Below are 19691 nucleotides of genomic sequence, written 5' to 3'. Positions count from 1 at the left end.
TTGAACCCGGTCATGTGGACCGGGTTCAACCCATGTGCGGTGTGCGGCGCGGGGCCGCGACGCTCAGCGCGCGGTCACAGCAGGCCGTCCCACATCTGCTCCAGCAGGACCGACCACCAGCTCTCCGGCGAGCCGAGCGCCGCCGGGTCGAGCGAGGCGAGCTGGGCCTGGAAGTCGACGGTCCAGCGCCCCGCCTGCTCCTGGTTGAGCCCGAACCGCAGCCGCCACATCCGGCCGAGGAGCGCCAGACAGCGCACGAACTCGGGCAGGCCCGTGTTCACGAACTGGGGCGGCACCGGGGCCCCGCCCGGCCCCGCCTCCACGGGCACGGCCACGATGTTCGCCGTGCCGTACTGGACGCAGATCGCCTTGCCGAAGTCGCTGCCCATGACCAGGTACGAGCCCGCGTCCGGCGCCGGGTGGACCCCGCGTTCCTGCGCCAGCTCGGCGAGCGTCGGCACCGGACGGCCGGGCTGGGCCTGCGCCCAGAAGAACGGGTTCATGTCGACCGGGAGTCCGGCCACCACCAGGGTGTGCGCCACGATGTCCGGCACCCCCTGACGGGAGACGGCGACCTGGTCGAACCGGAACACACCCGGTCCGAACGCCGACGCCAGCTCGTGCCCGATCGCCTCCGGCGGCACCGGCGGCGCGGGCTGCACCGGCGGGATCGGCGCCCGCACCGGGGCCAGACGCGCGGGCCCGTCCGCCACCTGGTGCAACTCGCCCTGGTGCGCGAGCAGTTCGTGCATACCTTGCTGACGGCTCGCGTGGTCCGTGCCGTACGGGGCGATGCTCGTGATCCGTGCCTGCGGCCAGGTCTCCCGGATCATCCGTGCGCAGTAGGCGCCCGGCAGCTCACAGGACTCCAACTCGGTGTGCAGCTCCAGCACTTGCTGCGGGGGCACGTTCATCGCCCGCAGCTCGTGCAGCATCTGCCACTCCGGATGGGGCGTGCCCGGTGCCGAACGCCGGATCAACTGCTGCTCCGAGCCGTCCTGCGCGCGGTAGCGCAGCACGGCCTGGTACCCGGGACCGACGGTCGGCTGACCGGTCGGCGGATAGCCGTACGCCGGGGGCGTGGGAGGGCCCGGAGGCATCGAGTGGCCGGGAGGTGTGGGCGGCCCGGGGACCGGACCTCCCCTCGGCACACCCTGCGGGGGCGGGCCGGGGGGCATCGGGCCGCCCGGCATCGGCTGGCCCGGCATCGGCTGCGGCGCGCCGGGGGCCTGCGGGGCCGGCGGTGCGCCGGGACCACCGGACTGCGGGCCCGCCAGCATCGTCGCGGCGTGGTGGACGCCGGGGGGCTGACCGCCCGGAGCGCCCGGAGCACCGGGAGCCCCCGGCGCCGCGGGAGCACCGGGGCTGCCGGGCGGCTGCGGCGCGCCGGGGGCCTGCGGGGCCGGCGGTGCGCCGGGACCACCGGACTGCGGGCCCGCCAGCATCGTCGCGGCGTGGTGGACGCCGGGGGGCTGACCGCCCGGAGCGCCCGGAGCACCGGGAGCCCCCGGCGCCGCGGGAGCACCGGGGCTGCCGGGCGGCTGGGGCGCGCCGGGGGCACCGGCGGGCGGGCCCGCCAGCATCGTGGCGGCGTGGTGGACGCCACCGGGAGGCGTACCGTCCGCGGGCGGAGGGGTGCCGGGCGGGCCGGGCGGCTGCACGCCGGGGCCACCGGCGGGCGCTCCGGGTACGCCGGGACCGCCCGGGCCCAGCTGGGAGACGAGCTGCGTGGGCACGTATCCGCCCGCCGGGGTGCCCGGAGCACCGGGCCCGGACGGCGCGGGCGCGCTGCCCGGCCGTGCGCCCGGCGTGCCGGGTGCACCCGGCGGAGGCGGCGCGCTCGGGCCGCCGCTCCGTGCGCCCCGCGGCGGCTGCGCCTTGCTGGTCGCGGCGTCGGCGATGTCACCGGCGTGCGGGGGCAGCGGCCGGGGAGGCGCCACCGGGGCGCCCGGACCGGCGTGCGGCTGCGGGGAGTCCGGAGCGTCGCCGGGTGCCTGCGGGTAGCCGTACCCGGGCGCCCCCGCGGCGGGCGCGCCCTGCGCAGCGCCGGACGGCCCGGGCGGCGGGGTGCCGGGAGCACCGGCGGGCCCCTGCGGGAACCCGTAGGCCGGCGGCGGACCCGGAGGGGGTGTGCCGGGCACCGGCGGACCCTGCGGATAGCCGTAGGACGCCGGGGGCGGCGGGGTGTCGTCGAGCGCGGGGGTGACCGCCGTGGGCGGAAGCCGGCTGCCGCCGGAGATCAGTGCCGTCTTGGCGTCCGCGATCGCCCCGGGCACCGGCGTGTCGTCGGCGTCGGTCAGCGGCGGTGCGAACACCGTCGCGGGCAGCGGTACGGAACGGTCCTCGCCCGCTTCGGCGTTGGTGTCCGTCCCCGCCCACGGGGTCGCCGACGCCGGTACCCCCGGCGCCGCCGCACCGTCCCGGGGACCCGCGTCCGGCTCGTCACCGGCCGCGGCGGCGGGCCACGGCGTGGCTCCGCCGGAGACACCGGAGGCTCCGGCGGCGGGAAGACCGGGCGCGGTACGCGGTCCGGCCCCGAAGGGCCCCGCGTGCGGCACCGCGTCCTGGGGTTCGGCGGGCGCGGCCGCCGCCGGGCCACCGCCCGCGGAAGCCGGACCGTGCCCCTGCCCCTGCCCCTGCCCCTGCCCCTGCGTCTGTCCCGGAACAGCGGCGGAGGCGGCGGCCGGGCGGGATCCCGCCCCGTCGGTGCCCGAGCCCCCGGAGGCCCCCGGACGCCGGTCCGGGATGCCGAGCTTGTCCGCGGCCTCCTGTAGCCACTCCGGTGGACTCAGCAGGAACGACGTCTGGTTGAGGTCGACCCGGGCCGGGGGCGCCGGCGGCGGTTCCGGGGACCGGTCGGGCGCCCCGTACTCCTCCTCGTAGCGGCGGACCACCTCACCGACGGGCAGCGCGGGCCACAGCGTCGCCTCGCCGCTGTCCCGCGCGATGACGAGCCGCTGCGCGCCGCCGTCGGAGCGCGGACCGTCGGCCCGGTCCTCCGCCCAGACCACGAAGCCGAGTTCGAACTCCCGGACCCGCACCTCGCGGTGCTGGTACCCGGGCACATCGCCGTTGATCCACTCTTCCGCGCGCTCCTGCGCCTGCGCGAAGGTCACCATCGGACGTTCACTCCCCCACCGAAGACACGGAAGAGACGGGGACGGCGTGCGCGAAGCCGCCGTCCACCATCAGGTTCGCCACCGTCTCCAGCTCCGGCGGATTGCCCGCGAGCCGGGACAGGAACTGGTCGAAGTCGGCGCCGCAGGACAGCAGCAGCCGCTGCACGCGCTCGGCCGGCGGCCACGCGTCCTGGTCGCGGGCGTCGTCGTACGCGCAGAACCACACCGACCCGATCGCGTCGCCCTTCACCTTGACGGCGAGGAGACCGCCCTGCACGAAACCGATGCACAGGTAGTCCTTGGTCAGATGGTCGCGCAGGCACTTGTTGATGTAGACGAGGTCGTTGACCGCGGCCTCGTCGCGCACGGTGAAGAACGGCTGGTCGAGCAGGAGTCCGAGTTCGGCGTCGAGCACCGCGCCGGCCGGCGCGCAGCCGCCCGCCGCCTTCAGGAAGGACCGGTAGGCACCGGGCAGCCGGTACCCGAGATCCTCCTCGACCGCCAGCACCTGCTGCTCCGTCACCGCGACCGAGGACTTGGGCAGTCCGAAGTGGGCGGGGCGGGTCTCCTGCAACGGCCGCGTCCCGCGCTTGGTGTGGTCGACGGCCGTGGTCGCGATGCCACCGTGGTGCCGCAGCAGTGCCTTCACCTCGACGGGGACCAGCTCCAGCCGCCGGGTACCGGCCACGTGGTGCCAGGTCCAGCCGTGCGGGGTGGCCACCGGCGGGATCGTGTCCCACAGTTCGTGGCCGGTCGCGGCGAGCGCCGCGTTCGCCGACACGTAGTCCGTCAGGCGCAGTTCGTCGACGCCGAAGCCCTCGGGGGGCTCGGCGATCTCCGCGGCGGCACGCGCGTACGCCGAGAAGTCGGGGTAGCCGTGCGCGTCGACCCGTACACCCCTGGGGTGGCGAGCGGCCCGGACCGGATCCGGGAAGTGCACGACCTGCCCGGCGTAGGCCGCGTTCGGCGGCGCGGCTTGCTGCCCGAGCCGACCTGTCGTCATCGCTGTTGCCCCCTGCGGCGTTCTCAAGAGCTCTGTGGATCGCGGATGTCGACAGCCTATGCGGTTGACGGACACCGGTCACCGGGCCTCCGATTCCGTGACCTGCCGTCACCTCGCCGTGACGGTGCGGCGAAGCCCGGGCGTGTCGCGCGCCCCAGCTTCCCCACCGGCCGAGCCGTTTGGCAGTCTGTAGCCGCATCGGGGGATGCACGGGAGGGAAGAGTGATCATGAACGCGACGCATACAGGCACGTCCGGGGACCCGCGCCTCGGCTGGAGCAGCTCCGAGGCGGCGCGCACCCCCACCCTCCTGCACCGCCGGGACGGCATACTCCCGACCGTCGCCGCCGCCCTCTCCGTACGCGGCGCGACCCTCACGGGGACCGCGGCCCGCGGCGACCAGCCGCCCGTCCTGCACCCCTTGGTCCAGGACTTCCTCGACACCCTCACCAGCGCGCAGCGCGACCGCTTCACCGGACGCTGCGCCGAGGCGATCCTGATCTCCCGGCACATCACCGGCCTCGACGCGGCGCGCAGCAAGCGGGCCGCGCGCAAGCCGATGACGAACGGTGAGGCGCGCCGGGCCCTCAAGCAGGCCAAGCTCACCGCGCGCCGCATCCGTGAGGACGGCGACCCGCTGCACGGGAGCTTCGCGGCGCCCTGCCGCGCCTGCACGGCGCTCAGCGAGCACTTCGGTGTCCGCGTCGTCGACCCCACGGCGTCCGCCGACGCCTGAACCGCGCGGCCTCCGCACCCGTACCTACGACGGCGCCCCCCTTTTCCCTCCCCGCCGCTCACCCCTCACCGCGCCGCCGGACCGTTGTCCCCCCGTTGTCCCCCGGATGTCCCCCGATCCCATGTCGCTCGACGAACGAAGGGCAGATGCACGCCGACCGCACCACCTCCACACGCTTCTCCGTCCCCGTGGACGCCGCGCTCCGCTCCGCGGGGTGGCAGCCCGGACGCTGGGACATAAAGCAGGCCGAGTACTGGGCTGACGCGCTGCGCGAGCACGAGTCGCCCGCCGGGCACCGGCATGCCGTGTTCCCGGCCGCGGTGGAGGCGTGGGCGGAGTTCGGCGGGCTGCGGGTCGTGCCGTCCGGGCCCGGACGGCAGCTCGCGCCGAGCGCGCTGCACCTCGATCCGCTGCACGGGCTGCACATGGCCCGCACGCTCGGGGATCTCGGGCGGGCGCTCGATGCGGAGGTGTGTCCACTGGGTGAGGAGGCGGACTCCCGGGCGTTGCTCGCCATCGACAGCGAGGGGCGGGTGTACGCGCTCGATCACACCGGGGACTGGTATCTCGGACCGGACATCGACACGGCGCTGACGACGCTCGTCTCCGGCATCGAGCCGGGGCGTCTGACCGCGGGCTGACGACCCCGTTCCTTCGCCCCCGCCGCCCCTACCCGACCCATCCGTACCTGGGGGCTCCGCCCCCAGACCCCCGCCTTCGCCCGAAGGGCTCGTCCTCAAACGCCGGACGGGCTGGAGATGCGCGCCCGCGTCGGAAAGATCACCACATGAGCCTTTCAGCGCCGGCCGGCATCCTCAGCCCGTCCGGCGTCTGAGGACGAGGCCGTCCAGGCCGAAGCCCTGGTCCTGGGAGCGGTCGCGTTCACGCCTCCGCCGGAAGCACCGCCGACACCCGGAACCCGCCCGCGTCCGTCGGCCCGGACACGAACACCCCGCCGAGCGCGGCGACCCGCTCCTTCATCCCCAGCAGCCCGTTCCCGCCGCTGGGGAGCCGTACCGCGGACCCGACCCCCGCCTCGGGCGGACACTCGTTCTCGACCTGCATGGCGATCTCGGACACCCGGTGGGCCAGCCGCACGTACGTCTTGGCGCCGGCCGCGTGCTTGTGGACGTTGGTCAGGGCCTCCTGGACGACCCGGTAGGCGGTCTGCTCGATCTCCGGCGCGTACGGCCGGGTGTCGCCCTCCACCGAGAGGGCGACCACCATGCCGGCCGCCGCCGACTGCCCGACCAGCTCGTCCAGTTCCGCGAGGCTGGGGCCCTCTCCCGGGTCGTCGACCGCGCGGGACGCCGCCGCGGCCGCCGCCACGCCCACCGCGGCCAGCGGCACCGGCTGGGGCCGCGCGGCCAGCCCGTCCCCCGTGCGCAGCACGCCCAGCATCTCGCGCAGCTCGGTCAGCGCCTGGCGTCCCATGTCACCGACGAGGGCCGCGTTCCGTACGGCCTTCTCGGGGTCCTTGCGGGCCACGGCCTGGAGGGCCGCCGCGTGGACCACCATCAGGGACACCCGGTGCGCGACCACGTCGTGCATCTCGCGGGCGATCCTGGTGCGCTCCTCGTTGCGCGCCCACTCCGCCCGCTCCTCGGCCCGCTCGGCCAGCAGTTGCAGCTCCCGTTCCAGGGAGTCGGCCCGTTCCCGCAGGCTCTCCATCAGCCGGCGCCGTGCCCCGACGTAGAGGCCGAGCAGGACGGGCGGGGCGGTCATCCCGATGGCGGTGGTGATGGAGACGAAGGGGACGAACCAGTCCCCCATCGTCACGTCCCCGCGCACCATCCCCTGATGGGCCCGGACGAACGTGACGATCAGCATCCCGGCGAAGGACATCCCGGCGAGCGCCCCGATGATCCGGCGCGGCAGCTCCGACGCGGCGAGCGTGTACAGCCCGACGAGCCCCATCGCGAAGCCCATCTGCGCGGGCGTGATCGCGATCGACACCAGGACGACGGCGATCGGCCACTTCCGCCGCAGCAGCAGCACGGAGCCCGCGAGCAGCCCGAACACCGCGCCCACCGCCGCCGGCAGGCCCGCGTCGTGCGCGAACGGAATCCCCTCGGTCGCGCACTCGGCCGCGGACATGAGCGCGAGGCCCACGTCGAGCGCGGCGCCACGCCACCTGACCCACCACCACGGCCCTGTCCCGGCCGCGGTGTGCTCTTCCCCCGTCGTGGTCATGGCTCCAGCCTACGTTTGCTCCCCATCCCTTTTCCGGTGAGTTTCGCCTCCTCCCCGGCGTGCGGTCCGCCCCCGATCGGAGGTGCCTCCCGCCGGTCTCCCCCGAACTGCCGAATCGCTCGGCGTTCGACCCCGGATGTCCGGGTGAATCGGTACCGTCGCGTCGAAGGCGCCCGGTACGGCATAGTGTTGGGTGCCCGCTCGGCGACCTGGCCAAAGGCCCGGTCCAGTCGGGTTTGATCCCCCGTGGTGTAATTGGCAGCACTGTGGCTTTTGGTGCCATCTGTCCGGGTTCGAGTCCTGGCGGGGGAGCCATGACCTTTCCAGGCCCCGACAGTTCCGTCGGGGCCCGCTCTCATGTCACTCCTGATACGCCCCGGTATCCTGCGGTTGTCCACACCCCAGTCATCCGTAGCCGAAGGGCAGTCCCGTGAGCGCCAATCGCCCGGCAGCCGTCGTCGTTCTCGCAGCGGGTGAGGGCACCCGTATGAAGTCGGCCACACCGAAGGTCCTGCACGAACTGTGCGGTCGTTCCCTGGTGGGCCATGTACTCGAGGCCGCCCGCGCGTTGGACCCGGAGAACCTGGTCGTCGTCGTGGGCCACGCCCGCGAGCAGGTCACCACCCACCTCACCGAGTCCGAGCCGACGGTCCGCACGGCCGTGCAGGCCGAGCAGAACGGCACCGGGCACGCCGTCCGCATGGCGCTCGAGGAGCTCGGCGGCGGTCTCGACGGGACCGTCGTCGTGGTCTGCGGCGACACCCCGCTGCTCGGCGGGGAGACCCTGCGCCGGCTCGCCGCGGCCCACGAGACCGACGGCAACGCCGTCACCGTGCTCACCGCCGAGGTCCCCGACGCCACCGGGTACGGCCGTATCGTCCGGGACGGGGCCAGCGGCGCCGTCACCGCGATCGTCGAGCACAAGGACGCCACCGAGTCGCAGCGGGCGATCCGGGAGATCAACTCCGGGGTGTTCGCCTTCGACGGGCAGCTGCTCGCGGACGCGCTCGGCAAGGTCCGGACCGACAACAGCCAGGGCGAGGAGTACCTCACCGACGTCCTCGGCATCCTGCGCGAGGCCGGGCACCGGGTCGGCGCGTCCGTCGCCGCCGACCACCGCGAGATCGCCGGGATCAACAACCGCGTCCAGCTGGCGGCGGCCCGCCGGACCCTCAACGACCGGCTGCTGGAGCGGGCCATGCTCGCCGGCGTCACCGTCGTGGACCCGGCCTCGACCTGGGTCGACGTGACCGTCACCTTCGAGCAGGACGCGATCGTGCACCCCGGCACCCAGCTCCAGGGCGCCACCCACCTCGCCGAGGGCGCCGAGGTCGGGCCCAACTGCCGCCTGAAGGACACCAGGGTGGGCGCGGGGGCGCGCGTCGACAACACGGTCGCGGACAGCGCCGAGATCGGCCCGGAGGCCAAGGTCGGCCCGTTCGCGTACCTGCGGCCGGGCAGCCGCCTCGGCCTCAGGGCCAAGGTCGGCACGTACGTCGAGACGAAGAACGCCACGATCGGCGAGGGCAGCAAGGTCCCGCACCTCACCTACGTGGGCGACGCGACGATCGGCGACCACTCGAACATCGGCGCCGCGAGTGTCTTCGTGAACTACGACGGGCAGGAGAAGCACCACACCGTCGTGGGCTCCCACTGCCGCACCGGTTCGGACAACATGTTTGTGGCTCCTGTCACGGTCGGGGACGGCGCGTACACCGCGGCGGGCTCCGTCATCACCAAGGACGTACCGCCCGGTTCGCTCGCCGTGGCCCGTGGCCAGCAACGGAATATCGAGGGTTGGGTGGCCCGCAAGCGTCCCGGGAGCGCGGCCGCGAAGGCGGCCGAGGCGGCCTCCGGGCAGCCGGAAGGCGAAGCCTGACCGGAAACAGGTGCGTCTGCCACGGCGTACCGTGATAAGTGCACACCCGCACCGTGCACCCGCACCCCCAGCTGAGACGGCCTCCCGCGCCCAGTGGAGATGCCCTCTCACCATCCAGCTGAGACACCTCTGAGGAGACAGTGCTGTGACCGGGATCAAGACGACCGGCAAGAAGAAGATGATGTTCTTCTCCGGCCGCGCCCACCCCGAGCTTGCCGAGGAGGTCGCCCACAAGCTGGGTGTCGGCGTAGTCCCGACGAAGGCCTTCGACTTCGCCAACGGCGAGATCTACATCCGCTACCAGGAGTCCGCCCGCGGCGCCGACTGCTTCCTGATGCAGAGCCACACGGCTCCCATCAACAAGTGGATCATGGAGCAGCTGATCATGATCGACGCCCTGAAGCGGGCGTCCGCGCGGAGCATCACGGTCATCGTGCCGTTCTACGGTTACGCCCGCCAGGACAAGAAGCACCGCGGACGTGAACCGATCTCGGCGCGTCTGATCGCGGACCTGATGAAGACGGCGGGCGCCGACCGCATCCTCACCGTCGACCTGCACACCGACCAGATCCAGGGCTTCTTCGACGGCCCGGTCGACCACCTCTTCGCGCTGCCGATCCTGGCGGACTACGTGGGCGCCAAGGTCGACCGGTCGAAGCTCACCGTCGTCTCCCCGGACGCGGGCCGTGTGCGCGTCGCCGACCGCTGGTGCGACCGCCTGGACGCCCCGCTGGCGATCGTGCACAAGCGCCGCGACAAGGACGTCGCCAACCAGGTCACCGTCCACGAGGTCGTCGGTGACGTGAAGGGCCGCGTCTGCGTCCTCGTCGACGACATGATCGACACGGGTGGCACGATCTGCGCCGCCGCCGACGCCCTCTTCGCGCACGGCGCCGAGGACGTCATCGTCACGGCCACGCACGGCGTGCTCTCCGGTCCGGCCGCCGACCGCCTGAAGAACTCCAAGGTGAGCGAGTTCGTCTTCACGGACACCCTGCCGACCCCGGGCGAACTGGAGCTGGACAAGATCACGGTGCTCTCCATCGCGCCGACCATCGCCAACGCGGTGCGTGAGGTCTTCGAGGACGGCTCGGTGACGAGCCTGTTCGAGGAGCAGTAAAGATCCTTTTGGGTGTGGCCTTCCCGCCGAGTAGACTGCGACAGTTGCTCGGCGAGGGAGGCCACACTGCTGTGTGGCGGTCCGTTATCGACGCGCTCTTCGTAGCAGGCCGATGTTCGGCCGGGTGACTCATCCCCAGGCCCTTCGGGCCCCTTACTACGAGGAGTGAACATGTCCGAGGTCAAGCTCGCCGCCCAGACCCGCACCGAGTTCGGCAAGGGCGCGGCCCGCCGCATCCGCCGTGAGAACAAGGTTCCCGGCGTGGTCTACGGCCACGGCACCGAGCCGGTCCACGTGACGCTGCCGGGCCACGACCTGCTGCTCGCCCTGCGCACCCCGAACGTCCTGCTCTCCCTGGACGTCGACGGCAAGAGCGAGCTCGCGATCCCGAAGGCCGTCCAGCGCGACGCCATCAAGGGCTACCTGGTCCACGTCGACCTGCTCCTCGTGAAGCGCGGCGAGAAGGTCAACGTCGAGATCCCGGTCCACACCGAGGGCGAGCTGGCCCCGGGCGCCTACCTGCTCGAGCACGTGCTCAGCACGCTGACCGTCGAGGCCGAGGCCACCCACATCCCGGAGTCGGTCACCGTCTCCATCGAGGGCCTGGAGGCCGGCGCCTCCATCCTGGCCAAGGACATCCCGCTCCCCAAGGGCACCTCGCTGGCGATCGACGAGGACGCGGTCGTCCTCCAGGTCCTCGCCGCCCAGGCGGAGGAGGCCCCGGCCGAGGCCGAGACCGAGACCACCGAGGCCTGATTCCTCCCGGAATCCCACTCGCCGGCCGCCGCTCCCTCCCGGGGCGGCGGTCGGTGTGTTGTCAAGGACAGAGGCGCATCAAGGACCCATGGGAGACACCGACGTGACGACGGACGCAGGCGCCCCCTGGCTGATCGTGGGCCTCGGCAACCCCGGCCCCGAGTACGCCATGAACCGGCACAACGTGGGCTTCATGGTCGCCGACCTGCTGGCGGAGCGGATCGGCGGCAGATTCAAGCGGGCGGGGAAGGCCCAGGCGCAGGTGATCGAGGGCCGTATCGGCCCGCCCGGCCCGGCGAACCGCCGGGTGATCCTGGCCAAGCCGATGTCGTACATGAACCTGTCCGGCGGGCCGGTGAACGCGCTGCGCGACTTCTACAAGGTGCCGCTCGCCCACGTCGTCGCGGTCCACGACGAACTCGACATCGACCACGGCGTGCTGCGGCTCAAACTGGGCGGTGGCGACAACGGGCACAACGGGCTGAAGTCCATGACGAAGGCGATGGGCCCCGACTACCACCGCGTGCGCTTCGGCATCGGCCGTCCCCCGGGCCGGATGCAGGTCGCCGACTTCGTGCTCAAGGACTTCGCCCCGGCCGAGCGCAAGGAACTGGGCTACTTCGTGGACCGGGCCGCCGACGCGGTGGAATGCCTCGTCATCGACGGGCTGGAACGCGCGCAGGGCACGTACAACTCCTGAGCCGCGGCCGGGGCCCTCACCTTCCGGACGGTGACCCCGGGGCGACGTACGCGCACAACTGCGGACTTGTCCCCGGCCGAGTTGACCGCACGTACGGCCATGGCCAAGGATCGCCGCCATGTCCGCCGCCCGCTCACGCAAGCGCCCCCGCAAGAACGCGCGGACGGCGCTGCGGTTCGGGCGGCTCGCGGCGATGGGGACGGTCGCGGCACTGATCCTGCTCGCCGGTGTCCAGGGCTCCTGGGGCACGGCTCAGCACGTGATGCTGGGCAAGGGCCGGGAGCAGGGCACGATGACCGTGACGGCGTGCTCGCAGGACCGGTGCACCGGTCCCTACCGGCCGGTCTCGGCGGGTTCCCGGGCGCGGGCCCGCGTGACGATCGAGGAACCGGCCGCGGTGCGCAAGGGCCGTACGTACGCGGTCACGGTGAAGCCCGGCACCGCGGACGTGGTCCGCAGCGGCCCGGCCGGGCTGCTCTACGCGTGGGTTCCCTTCGGCGGCGCGCTGCTGCTGGCCGCCGTGGTGGTCGGGGGCGGGCTGCGGCGCACCCGGTCGGCCTGGGTGATGGCGGGCGCGGGGGTCGCGCTGCTGACGGCGGCCTTCCTGGCCCTGTGAACCGCTGACGGCCGCCTTCCCGGCCCCTGTGAAGGGGACCTCCCCGGCCCTCACGAGCACGACGGCGGTACCCCCGAAAACGGGGGTACCGCCGTCGTGCTCGTCGGTGATCAGCCGGTGTTGCGCAGACCGGCGGCCACGCCGTTGACGGTCAGCAGCAGGGCCCGGGACAGCAGCGGGTCGGGTTCCCCGCCGGCCGCGGCCTCGTCGCGCTGGCGCTTGAGCAGGGCCACCTGGAGGTAGGAGATCGGGTCCAGGTACGCGTCACGGATCGAGAAGGTCTGCTGGAGCACCGGGTTGGTGTCCAGCAGCTTCTCGCCGCCGGTCACGCGCAGCACCTCGCTGACGGTGAGCCGGTGCTCGGCCTCGATGGTCGCGAACACGTGCTTCAGCTCGTCGGGGACGAGCGTGTCGACGTAGTGCCGGGCGATCCGCAGGTCCGTCTTCGCGAGCGTCATCTCGACGTTCGAGAGGAAGTTGCGGAAGAAGTGCCACTGCTCGTGCATCTCGTCGAGCACGCTGTCGAGGCCGGCCTCGCGCAGTGCCTTGAGGCCGGAGCCGACACCGAACCAGCCCGGCACGATCTGCCGGGACTGGGTCCACCCGAAGACCCAGGGGATGGCGCGCAGTCCGTCGAGCGAGACGCCCGAGCCGGGGCGGCGGGAGGGCCGCGAGCCCAGGTGCAGGTCGGCGAGCTGGTCGACCGGCGTGGAGGCGAGGAAGTACGTGGGCAGGTCCGGGTCCTCGACCAGCCCGCGGTAGGCGGAGTGGGCCGCGTCCGAGACCACGTCCATCGCGGCGTCCCAGCGGGCCAGCGCCTCGTCGGACTGGCGCGGCGCGGTGTGCAGGGCGGAGGCCTGGAGGGTGGCGGCGACCGTGAGTTCCAGGTTCTCCCGGGCGAGCGACGGCACGAGGTACTTGTCGGAGATGACCTCGCCCTGCTCGGTCACCTTGATCTCGCCCTCCAGCGTGCCCCAGGGCTGCGCCAGGATCGCGTCGTGGGAGGGGCCGCCGCCGCGGCCGACGGTGCCGCCGCGGCCGTGGAAGAGCCGCAGCCGCACGCCGTACCGGTGGGCGACGTCGCGCAGCCGACGCTGGGCGCGGTGGATCTCCCACTGGGAGGTCGTGATGCCGCCGAACTTCGAGGAGTCGGAGTATCCGAGCATGACCTCCTGGACGTCTCCGCGCAGCGCCACGAGGCGCCGGTAGGAGGGGTCGGCGAGCATGTCGTCCAGGATCACGTCCGCGGCGCGCAGCTCGTCGGTGGTCTCCAGGAGCGGCACGATGCCGATCTTCGCCCAGCCGCCGTGCAGGTCGAGCAGGCCGGCTTCGCGCGCGAGGACGGCGGCGGCGAACACGTCGTCGGCGCCCTGGCACATCGAGATGATGTACGACTCGATGACCTCGGGTCCGAAGACCTCAAGGGCCCGCCTGACCGTCTGGAAGACACCGATGGTCTTCTCGCCGGCGGCGTCGACCGGCGCCGGGGTCGGGGCCAGCGGGCGCCGGGAGCGCAGTTCCTTGGCGAGGAGCTTCGCCCGGTACTCGCGGGGCATGTCCGTGTAGCGCCAGGACTCCTCGCCGAGCCGGTCGAAGAGCTGGCCGAGGGCGTGGTGGTGGGCGTCCGCGTGTTCGCGTACGTCCATGGTGGCGAGCTGGAGCCCGAAGGCGGCCAGCGTGCGGATGGTGCGGTTCATCCGGCCGTCGGCGAACAGCGCGCCGCGGTGCTCGCGCAGCGAGGTCTGGATCAGGGTCAGGTCGCGCAGCAGCTCGGCGGTGCCGAGGTAGTCGCGGCCGGCCTCGTGCGGGATGCCCCGGGCGAGGCGCTGCTTGGTGTTCTCCAGCTTCTGGCGGATGCAGGTGGCCTTGAGCCGGTAGGGCTCCTCGGCGTTCAGCCGCTTGTAGCGGGGGCTGATCTCCGGGAGCCGCTCCAGGTCGGCGCGGAGGGAGTCCAGCAGCTCCTCGGTGGCTCCGGTGTAGCGGATCGAGTTCGACAGGAAGCCGCGCAGTTCGTCGATCATCTCCAGCGCGTCGTTGATGCCGTGCTCGTGCTGGAGGATCAGGACGTCCCAGGTGACGGCGGGTGTGACGTTCGGGTTGCCGTCGCGGTCGCCGCCGATCCAGGTGCCGAAGGTCAGCGGCCTGGTCTCGTCGGGGACCTTCACGCCGACGCGCTCCAGTTCGGCGGTGAGGTCCTCCAGGACGTCCCCGACGGCGCCGGCGTGCAGTTCGTCCAGGTAGTAGATGGCGTTGCGGGCCTCGTCGGCGGGCTCGGGCCGGACCACCCGCAGCTCGTCGGTCTGCCACACCAGGTCGATGTTCTCCGCGAGCCGGGTGTCGTGGCGGCGGCGGTCGGCCTCGATGACGGGGGTTTCGAGGAGCGCGGCGATGCGGCGCAGCTTGTTGAGGACCGAGCGGCGGGCCGCCTCCGTCGGGTGGGCGGTGAAGACGGGGCGGACGTTGAGGTTCTTGACCGTCTCCCGCAGGTGCTCCGGGTCGGCGTCCTTGAGGCGGTCGGCGGTCCGGGAGAGCAGTCCGCCCTCGGCGGCCCGCCGGGCGCGCAGCTCACGGCCGCGGTGCACCTGCTCGGTGACGTTCGCCAGGTGGAAGTAGGTCGAGAACGCGCGGACCAGCTTGGCCGCGGTCTCCAGCTCGGTGCCGCGCAACAGCTCGGCGGCGGCCTCGCCGTCCTCGCGGGTCAGGCGGCGGACCTTCTCGACCAGTTCCAGGAGCTCGGGACCCTCCTGGCGGACGAGGGTCTCCCCCAGCAGGTCGCCCAGGCGGCGGATGTCGGCGCGCAGCTCGCTGCTGGTCGTCGTGGTCTGGTCGTCGGCACTGCTCACAGGTGCGGCTCCTTGCAGTGTGGAAGCTCGGCTGAAGAGTGTGGAAGCTCGTCTGAAGCTCGTCTGGGAGGGAACCCGGGTGACGACCGCGCGGCGGCTGCCGCTTAGGGACGTGGCATCCGGGAATAAAGCAGAACGGACCGCGCTGTCCGACCGACTCCAAGGATAGGTGTCCAGGTGGACGCGCAGGGTCTCGGGCTGTTGCCGCCGGACAGCGCGCTGCCATACTTACGATGCCGTAGGTTACGGAAGCGTAGGGATTCCCGTCGGACAACGGGAGAACCCTGGGAGCCCGTACCCGGCCACTCCTCCCCACCCTCGAATCCCACAGGGGACGCCCATGACCACGAGCTCCGATGTGATCGACGATGCCCCGGGGGCGAACGACGATCCCTCGCTCCCCTCCGCCACCCTCGGCGGGGAGAAGAAGGGGTCACTCGAACAGCTCACGCTCCTCCTCTTCATCACCGTCCCCTTCCTCGCGCTGATCGCGGCGGTGCCGCTGGCCTGGGGCTGGGGGGTGAGCTGGCTGGATCTCGGGCTGATGGTCTTCTTCTACTACCTGGGGTGCCACGGCGTCACGATCGGCTACCACCGGTACTTCACACACGGTTCCTTCAAGGCGAAACGCCCGCTGCGGATCGCGGTCGCGATCGCCGGTTCGATGGCGGTGGAGGGTCCGGTCGTCCGCTGGGTCGCCGACCACCGCAAGCACCACAAGTTCTCCGACGCCGAGGGCGACCCGCATTCGCCGTGGCGTTACGGCGAGACGGTTCCGGCGCTGATGAAGGGCCTGTGGTGGGCGCACATCGGCTGGATGTTCGACGAGGAGCGGACCCCGCAGGAGAAGTACGCCCCCGACCTGATCAAGGACCCGGCGATCCGTGCGATCTCCCGCCAGTTCATCTTCTGGACGATGCTCTCGCTCGCGCTGCCGCCCCTGATCGGCGGTCTGGCGACGATGTCCTGGTGGGGCGCGTTCACCGGCTTCTTCTGGGGCTCGCTCGTCCGGGTGGCCCTGCTGCACCACGTGACCTGGTCGATCAACTCGATCTGTCACGCAGTGGGCAAGCGCCCGTTCAAGTCGCGTGACCGCTCGGGCAACGTGTGGTGGCTGGCCGTGCTGTCCTGCGGCGAGTCCTGGCACAACCTGCACCACGCCGACCCGACCTCGGCGCGGCACGGTGTGGAGCGCGGCCAGCTGGACTCCTCGGCCCGGATCATCCGCTGGTGCGAGCAACTGGGCTGGGCGTACGACGTGCGCTGGCCGTCACGCTCGCGTATCGATTCCAAGCGGGACACCGACGGGTCCTCCGCCCGGCGCAAGACGGAAGCGTCCGACCCGGCATGATTGACGGCGTGGCGACCGACTCCAGCAGCACCCCAGGCAGCAACGAAAAGCCGCGGCGTGCGCGCCGCACCCGCATGACCGGTGCCGAGCGCCGTCAGCAGCTGCTGGAGATCGGCCGCACCCTGTTCGCCGCGAAGGGTTTCGAGGGCACGTCGGTGGAGGAGATCGCCGCCAAGGCGGGCGTCTCCAAACCGGTGGTCTACGAGCACTTCGGCGGCAAGGAGGGCCTGTACGCGGTGGTGGTGGACCGTGAGATGCGCCGGCTGCTGGACATGGTCACCGGTTCCCTGACGGCGGGCCACCCGCGTGAGCTGTGCGAGCAGGCCGCGTTCGCCCTCCTGGACTACATCGAGGAGTACACGGACGGTTTCCGCATCCTGGTCCGCGACTCCCCCATCCCTCAGTCCACGGGCTCCTTCGCCTCGCTCATCTCCGACATCGCCACCCAGGTGGAGGACATCCTGGGCCGCGAGTTCAAGAGCCGCGGTTTCGACCCCAAGCTCGCCCCGCTCTACGCCCAGGCGCTGGTCGGCATGGTCGCGCTGACCGGCCAGTGGTGGCTGGACGTCCGCAAGCCCCGCAAGGCCGAGGTCGCCGCGCATCTGGTGAACCTCGCCTGGCACGGCCTGGACGGCCTGGAGCCGAAGCCCCGCCTGATAGGGCACCGCAAGTCCTAGGACGGGCCGCCGACGGCGCCGGGCCCGGGGCCGGTGGGCTCCAGGAACTCCAGCCGGTTGCCCACCGGGTCCTCGGAGTAGAAGCGGCGGTGGCCGGGCAGGCCGTCGTCCCAGATGACCGGTGCCCCGCGGGACGCCAGCCGGGCGGCGAACGCCTCGATGTCCGTGACCCGCAGGCCGGGATGCGCCTTCTTCGCGGGCCGGAACCCGCCCGGTCCCCCCGCGCCCTCGATCCCGAGATGCAGCTGGACGGCTCCCGCCCGGAACCAGCAGCCGCCGCGCGCGGCCAGGACGGGCGGTTTGGGGATCTCCGTCATCCCGAGGGCGCCGGTGTAGAAGCGGCGCAGCAGGTCCTCGGACCCCGGCGGGGCGGCGAGCTGGACGTGGTCGACGGCGACGAGCACGCTCAGACCGCCTTCCGCGCGACGGCGAAGATCCTGCGGAACGGGAACACGGTGCCGTGCCCGGTCGCCGGATACGCCTCGCGGAGCGCGTCCCGGTACTCGGCGACGAAGTCCGCCGCGTCCGCCCCCAGCTCGGTGAGGACCGGCCGCAGCCCGGTCCCCTTCACCCAGTCGAGGACGGGGTCCTCGCCCTGGAGGAGGTGCAGGTACGTCGTCTCCCAGACGTCGGCCGCGCAGCCGAGGGCGGTGAGCTGCTCCAGGTAGACGGCCGGGGTGTGCACGGCGTCGTCGTGGCGCAGCGAACCGGCCAGCCGGTCCTTCCAGCGCGGGGAGTGGGCGAGTTCGCGCATCAGCCGGTGGCTCGGGGCGTCGAAGTTGCCGGGGACCTGGAAGGCGAAGGTGCCGCCGGGGGCGAGGCCCGCCACCCAGTCGGGGAAGCGGGTGACGTGGCCGGGCACCCACTGCAGGGTCGCGTTGCTGATGACCAGGTCGTACGGCTCCTCGGGCGTCCAGGTCCCGGCGTCCGCGGGGGCGAAGTCCAGGCGGCCGCCGCCCGGGGTGGGGCCCGCGAGCGCCGCGGCCCGCGCCAGCATCTCCGGGGAGCTGTCCAGGCCGGTGATCCGCGCGGTGGGCCAGCGCTCGGCCAGCCCGGCCGTCACGTTCCCGGGGCCGCAGCCGAGGTCGGCGATGCGGGCCGGGTCGCGCGGCAGTCCGGGGACCCGGGCGAGGAGGTCGGCGAAGGGGCGGGCGCGGTGGTCGGCGTGACGCAGGTACTGGCCCGGGTCCCAGGTGGGGGTGGTGGCGGGCATGGGCGGGCCTCCTCGGGAGTCGCGTACGGACATCGTGTCCGGGTGGATCTCCAGCCTCACACCCAAGTATCTCGACGTCAAGAGACTCCACATCAAGAGACTTCATGTCGACACAACCACTACACTGATCGTCATGGAGGACGAGGTCGATCGGCTGGTCGGAGCGTGGCGCCGGGAGCGCCCTGACCTCGACGTGGAACCGCTCGAGGTACTCAGCAGGGTCAGCAGGCTGGCCCGGCACCTGGACCGCGCCCGCCGTCTGGCGTTCTCCGAGCACAGCCTGGAGCCCTGGGAGTTCGACGTCCTGACCGCGCTGCGGCGCGCCGGATCCCCGTACCAGCTCTCGCCCGGCCAACTGCTCACGCAGACCCTCGTCACCTCCGGCACGATGACGAACCGTATCGACCGGCTGACGCAGAAGGGTCTGGTGGAGCGGCTCCCCGACCCGACCGACCGTCGCGGCGTGCTCGTCCGCCTCACCGACGAGGGCCGTGACCGCGCGGACCAGGCGCTGGCCGGGCTCCTCGACCAGGAGCGCGCGATCCTGGCCGAGCTCAGCAGGGCCCAGCGGGGCGAACTCGCCTCGCTGCTACGCCAGCTGACCGCCCCGTTCGACAACATCCCCGGCTAGGTCGACGGGCCCGACCCCGGCGCGCCGGGCGAGCGCCACCGCGGCGAGCGTCGAGTGCACGCCCAGCTTCCCGAGCACGTTCTGCATATGGGTCCGGACGGTGTGCGGCGAGAGGAACAGCCGTTCGGCGACGGCCTTGCGCCCCAGCCCCGCCACCATGCACCGCAGCACCTCCCGCTCCCGCGGCGTCAGCGACTCCACCAGCCGCTCGCTCTCGGTGCGATGCTTGCGCGCGGCCGTCAACTCCCGCAGCACACCGGTGAGCAGGGCGGGCGGGAGATGCGTCTCGTCCCGCAGCACCCCCCGAATCACGGTGAGGAGCCGCGACAGGGAGCAGTCCTTGGCGACCCAGCCCGAGGCACCGGCCTGCAGGGCGAGGGCGGCCCGCCGCGGATCGTCCTTCTCGGCGAGCACGACGATGCGCACGCCGGGCTGACCGGCGCGGACGCCCGCGACCAGCGAGATGCCGTCGACCAGCCCGTCCTCGTTGCTCTCCTGCACCGGCACGGCCGGCCGCACGCCCGGCACGTTCCCGCCGAGGTCGGCGTCGACGAGCAGCACGTCGAACCGGCGGCCCTCCACCGCCGCCCGTTCCAGGCAGCGCAGCGCGGCCGGGCCACTGCCGGCCGCGGACACCTCGACATCGGGCTCGGCGGCCAGAGCCGCGGCGAGCGACTCGGCGAAGATGCGGTGATCGTCGACGACCAGAACTCGGATGCGAACCACAGAAACCCCCTTCCCCACGCTCCCGAGGAGCAGGGGATACCCCATTGTCGGGGGACGACCCGCGCAGGCACGACACCCGGAGAGAACCCCGAACCGGTCTCCGGCTCGGAGATCGGGGCGCCGCAGCCG

The 19691-nt window shown here is 72.7% G+C and carries 17 protein-coding genes and 1 tRNA gene; 11 read left to right on the top strand and 7 right to left on the bottom strand.

Annotated features, from left to right (window positions below):
- Positions 1-74: 74 nt before the first annotated feature.
- Complete coding sequence (locus OG776_RS24625) at positions 75-3119, bottom strand: SUKH-4 family immunity protein (protein ID WP_329322535.1); 3045 nt, start codon at positions 3117-3119, stop codon at positions 75-77.
- Positions 3120-3126: 7 nt separating this feature from the next.
- Positions 3127-4122 carry an SMI1/KNR4 family protein gene (locus OG776_RS24620; RefSeq protein ID WP_148008785.1) on the bottom strand — a complete coding sequence of 332 codons (996 nt, stop codon included), beginning with the start codon at positions 4120-4122 and terminating at the stop codon, positions 3127-3129.
- Positions 4123-4350: 228 nt separating this feature from the next.
- Between OG776_RS24620 and OG776_RS24615 the strand changes: the two genes are divergently transcribed.
- Together OG776_RS24615 and OG776_RS24610 are read left to right on the top strand one after the other, a co-directional pair.
- Positions 4351-4857, top strand: a complete 507-nt coding sequence (locus OG776_RS24615) for a YwqJ-related putative deaminase (protein WP_329322534.1) — start codon at positions 4351-4353, stop codon at positions 4855-4857.
- A 146-nt stretch (positions 4858-5003) separates the two neighbouring features.
- The gene (locus OG776_RS24610; RefSeq protein ID WP_148009437.1) at positions 5004-5498 is read left to right on the top strand and encodes an SUKH-3 domain-containing protein; all 495 of its coding nucleotides are present in this window, start codon (positions 5004-5006) and stop codon (positions 5496-5498) included.
- A gap of 241 nt (positions 5499-5739) precedes the next feature.
- Here OG776_RS24610 and OG776_RS24605 read toward each other — a convergent pair whose 3' ends face one another.
- On the bottom strand, positions 5740-7050 hold the full coding sequence (locus OG776_RS24605; protein WP_148008786.1) for a sensor histidine kinase: 1311 nt from the start codon (positions 7048-7050) through the stop codon (positions 5740-5742).
- A gap of 240 nt (positions 7051-7290) precedes the next feature.
- On the opposite strand from OG776_RS24605, the gene OG776_RS24600 reads away from it, so the two are divergent.
- From OG776_RS24600 to OG776_RS24575, 6 genes are all read left to right on the top strand, one after another.
- Positions 7291-7365, top strand: a tRNA-Gln gene (locus OG776_RS24600).
- A gap of 115 nt (positions 7366-7480) precedes the next feature.
- Complete coding sequence (glmU, locus tag OG776_RS24595) at positions 7481-8929, top strand: bifunctional UDP-N-acetylglucosamine diphosphorylase/glucosamine-1-phosphate N-acetyltransferase GlmU (protein ID WP_148008787.1); 1449 nt, start codon at positions 7481-7483, stop codon at positions 8927-8929.
- 145 nt (positions 8930-9074) lie between these two features.
- Positions 9075-10049 (top strand): ribose-phosphate diphosphokinase, encoded by a 975-nt coding sequence (locus OG776_RS24590; protein ID WP_148008788.1) that lies wholly within the window; start codon positions 9075-9077, stop codon positions 10047-10049.
- Between the two features lie 171 nt (positions 10050-10220).
- Positions 10221-10805, top strand: coding sequence for a 50S ribosomal protein L25/general stress protein Ctc (locus OG776_RS24585; RefSeq protein ID WP_148008789.1), 585 nt, complete (start codon positions 10221-10223; stop codon positions 10803-10805).
- An 88-nt stretch (positions 10806-10893) separates the two neighbouring features.
- A complete protein-coding gene (gene pth, locus OG776_RS24580; protein WP_148008790.1) occupies positions 10894-11505 on the top strand; it encodes an aminoacyl-tRNA hydrolase in 612 nt (203 codons plus the stop codon).
- Between the two features lie 118 nt (positions 11506-11623).
- On the top strand, positions 11624-12121 hold the full coding sequence (locus tag OG776_RS24575) for a hypothetical protein (protein WP_148008791.1): 498 nt from the start codon (positions 11624-11626) through the stop codon (positions 12119-12121).
- 110 nt (positions 12122-12231) lie between these two features.
- Here the strand turns inward: OG776_RS24575 and ppc are convergent, their stop codons facing one another.
- On the bottom strand, positions 12232-14964 hold the full coding sequence (ppc, locus tag OG776_RS24570) for a phosphoenolpyruvate carboxylase (protein WP_148008792.1): 2733 nt from the start codon (positions 14962-14964) through the stop codon (positions 12232-12234).
- 340 nt (positions 14965-15304) lie between these two features.
- On the opposite strand from ppc, the gene OG776_RS24565 reads away from it, so the two are divergent.
- Positions 15305-16315 (top strand): acyl-CoA desaturase, encoded by a 1011-nt coding sequence (locus tag OG776_RS24565; protein ID WP_148008793.1) that lies wholly within the window; start codon positions 15305-15307, stop codon positions 16313-16315.
- Positions 16312-16992: a TetR/AcrR family transcriptional regulator gene (locus tag OG776_RS24560; protein ID WP_148008794.1), complete on the top strand. Its 681-nt coding sequence runs from the start codon at positions 16312-16314 to the stop codon at positions 16990-16992. Before OG776_RS24565 ends, OG776_RS24560 begins: the two co-directional genes overlap by 4 nt.
- On the opposite strand, the gene OG776_RS24555 is transcribed toward OG776_RS24560, so the two are convergent.
- On the bottom strand, positions 16989-17396 hold the full coding sequence (locus tag OG776_RS24555) for a VOC family protein (protein WP_148008795.1): 408 nt from the start codon (positions 17394-17396) through the stop codon (positions 16989-16991). The genes OG776_RS24560 and OG776_RS24555 overlap by 4 nt on opposite strands.
- A 2-nt stretch (positions 17397-17398) precedes the next feature.
- The gene (locus OG776_RS24550) at positions 17399-18205 is read right to left on the bottom strand and encodes a trans-aconitate 2-methyltransferase (RefSeq protein ID WP_148008796.1); all 807 of its coding nucleotides are present in this window, start codon (positions 18203-18205) and stop codon (positions 17399-17401) included.
- A gap of 133 nt (positions 18206-18338) precedes the next feature.
- On the opposite strand from OG776_RS24550, the gene OG776_RS24545 reads away from it, so the two are divergent.
- Positions 18339-18836 carry a MarR family winged helix-turn-helix transcriptional regulator gene (locus OG776_RS24545; RefSeq protein ID WP_148008797.1) on the top strand — a complete coding sequence of 166 codons (498 nt, stop codon included), beginning with the start codon at positions 18339-18341 and terminating at the stop codon, positions 18834-18836.
- Here OG776_RS24545 and OG776_RS24540 read toward each other — a convergent pair.
- On the bottom strand, positions 18795-19562 hold the full coding sequence (locus OG776_RS24540; RefSeq protein ID WP_148008798.1) for a LuxR C-terminal-related transcriptional regulator: 768 nt from the start codon (positions 19560-19562) through the stop codon (positions 18795-18797). The two genes, OG776_RS24545 and OG776_RS24540, sit on opposite strands and share 42 nt — an antisense overlap.
- Positions 19563-19691: the final 129 nt, after the last annotated feature.

The organism is Streptomyces sp. NBC_01689, from assembly GCF_036250675.1.
Classification (GTDB): domain Bacteria; phylum Actinomycetota; class Actinomycetes; order Streptomycetales; family Streptomycetaceae; genus Streptomyces.
Note: the sequence above shows the minus strand (reverse complement) of the source record. Positions and strands in the feature narration are given on the sequence as shown.

Coding starts and splice junctions, on each gene's coding strand:
- OG776_RS24620 (WP_148008785.1), bottom strand. CDS start 4,122: ATGACGACAGGTCGGCTCGGGCAGCAAGCCGCGCCGCCGAACGCGGCC.
- OG776_RS24585 (WP_148008789.1), top strand. CDS start 10,221: ATGTCCGAGGTCAAGCTCGCCGCCCAGACCCGCACCGAGTTCGGCAAG.
- OG776_RS24575 (WP_148008791.1), top strand. CDS start 11,624: ATGTCCGCCGCCCGCTCACGCAAGCGCCCCCGCAAGAACGCGCGGACG.
- OG776_RS24560 (WP_148008794.1), top strand. CDS start 16,312: ATGATTGACGGCGTGGCGACCGACTCCAGCAGCACCCCAGGCAGCAAC.
- OG776_RS24565 (WP_148008793.1), top strand. CDS start 15,305: ATGACCACGAGCTCCGATGTGATCGACGATGCCCCGGGGGCGAACGAC.
- OG776_RS24605 (WP_148008786.1), bottom strand. CDS start 7,050: ATGACCACGACGGGGGAAGAGCACACCGCGGCCGGGACAGGGCCGTGG.
- pth (WP_148008790.1), top strand. CDS start 10,894: ATGGGAGACACCGACGTGACGACGGACGCAGGCGCCCCCTGGCTGATC.
- OG776_RS24550 (WP_148008796.1), bottom strand. CDS start 18,205: ATGCCCGCCACCACCCCCACCTGGGACCCGGGCCAGTACCTGCGTCAC.
- OG776_RS24615 (WP_329322534.1), top strand. CDS start 4,351: ATGAACGCGACGCATACAGGCACGTCCGGGGACCCGCGCCTCGGCTGG.
- OG776_RS24625 (WP_329322535.1), bottom strand. CDS start 3,119: ATGGTGACCTTCGCGCAGGCGCAGGAGCGCGCGGAAGAGTGGATCAAC.
- OG776_RS24610 (WP_148009437.1), top strand. CDS start 5,004: ATGCACGCCGACCGCACCACCTCCACACGCTTCTCCGTCCCCGTGGAC.
- OG776_RS24545 (WP_148008797.1), top strand. CDS start 18,339: ATGGAGGACGAGGTCGATCGGCTGGTCGGAGCGTGGCGCCGGGAGCGC.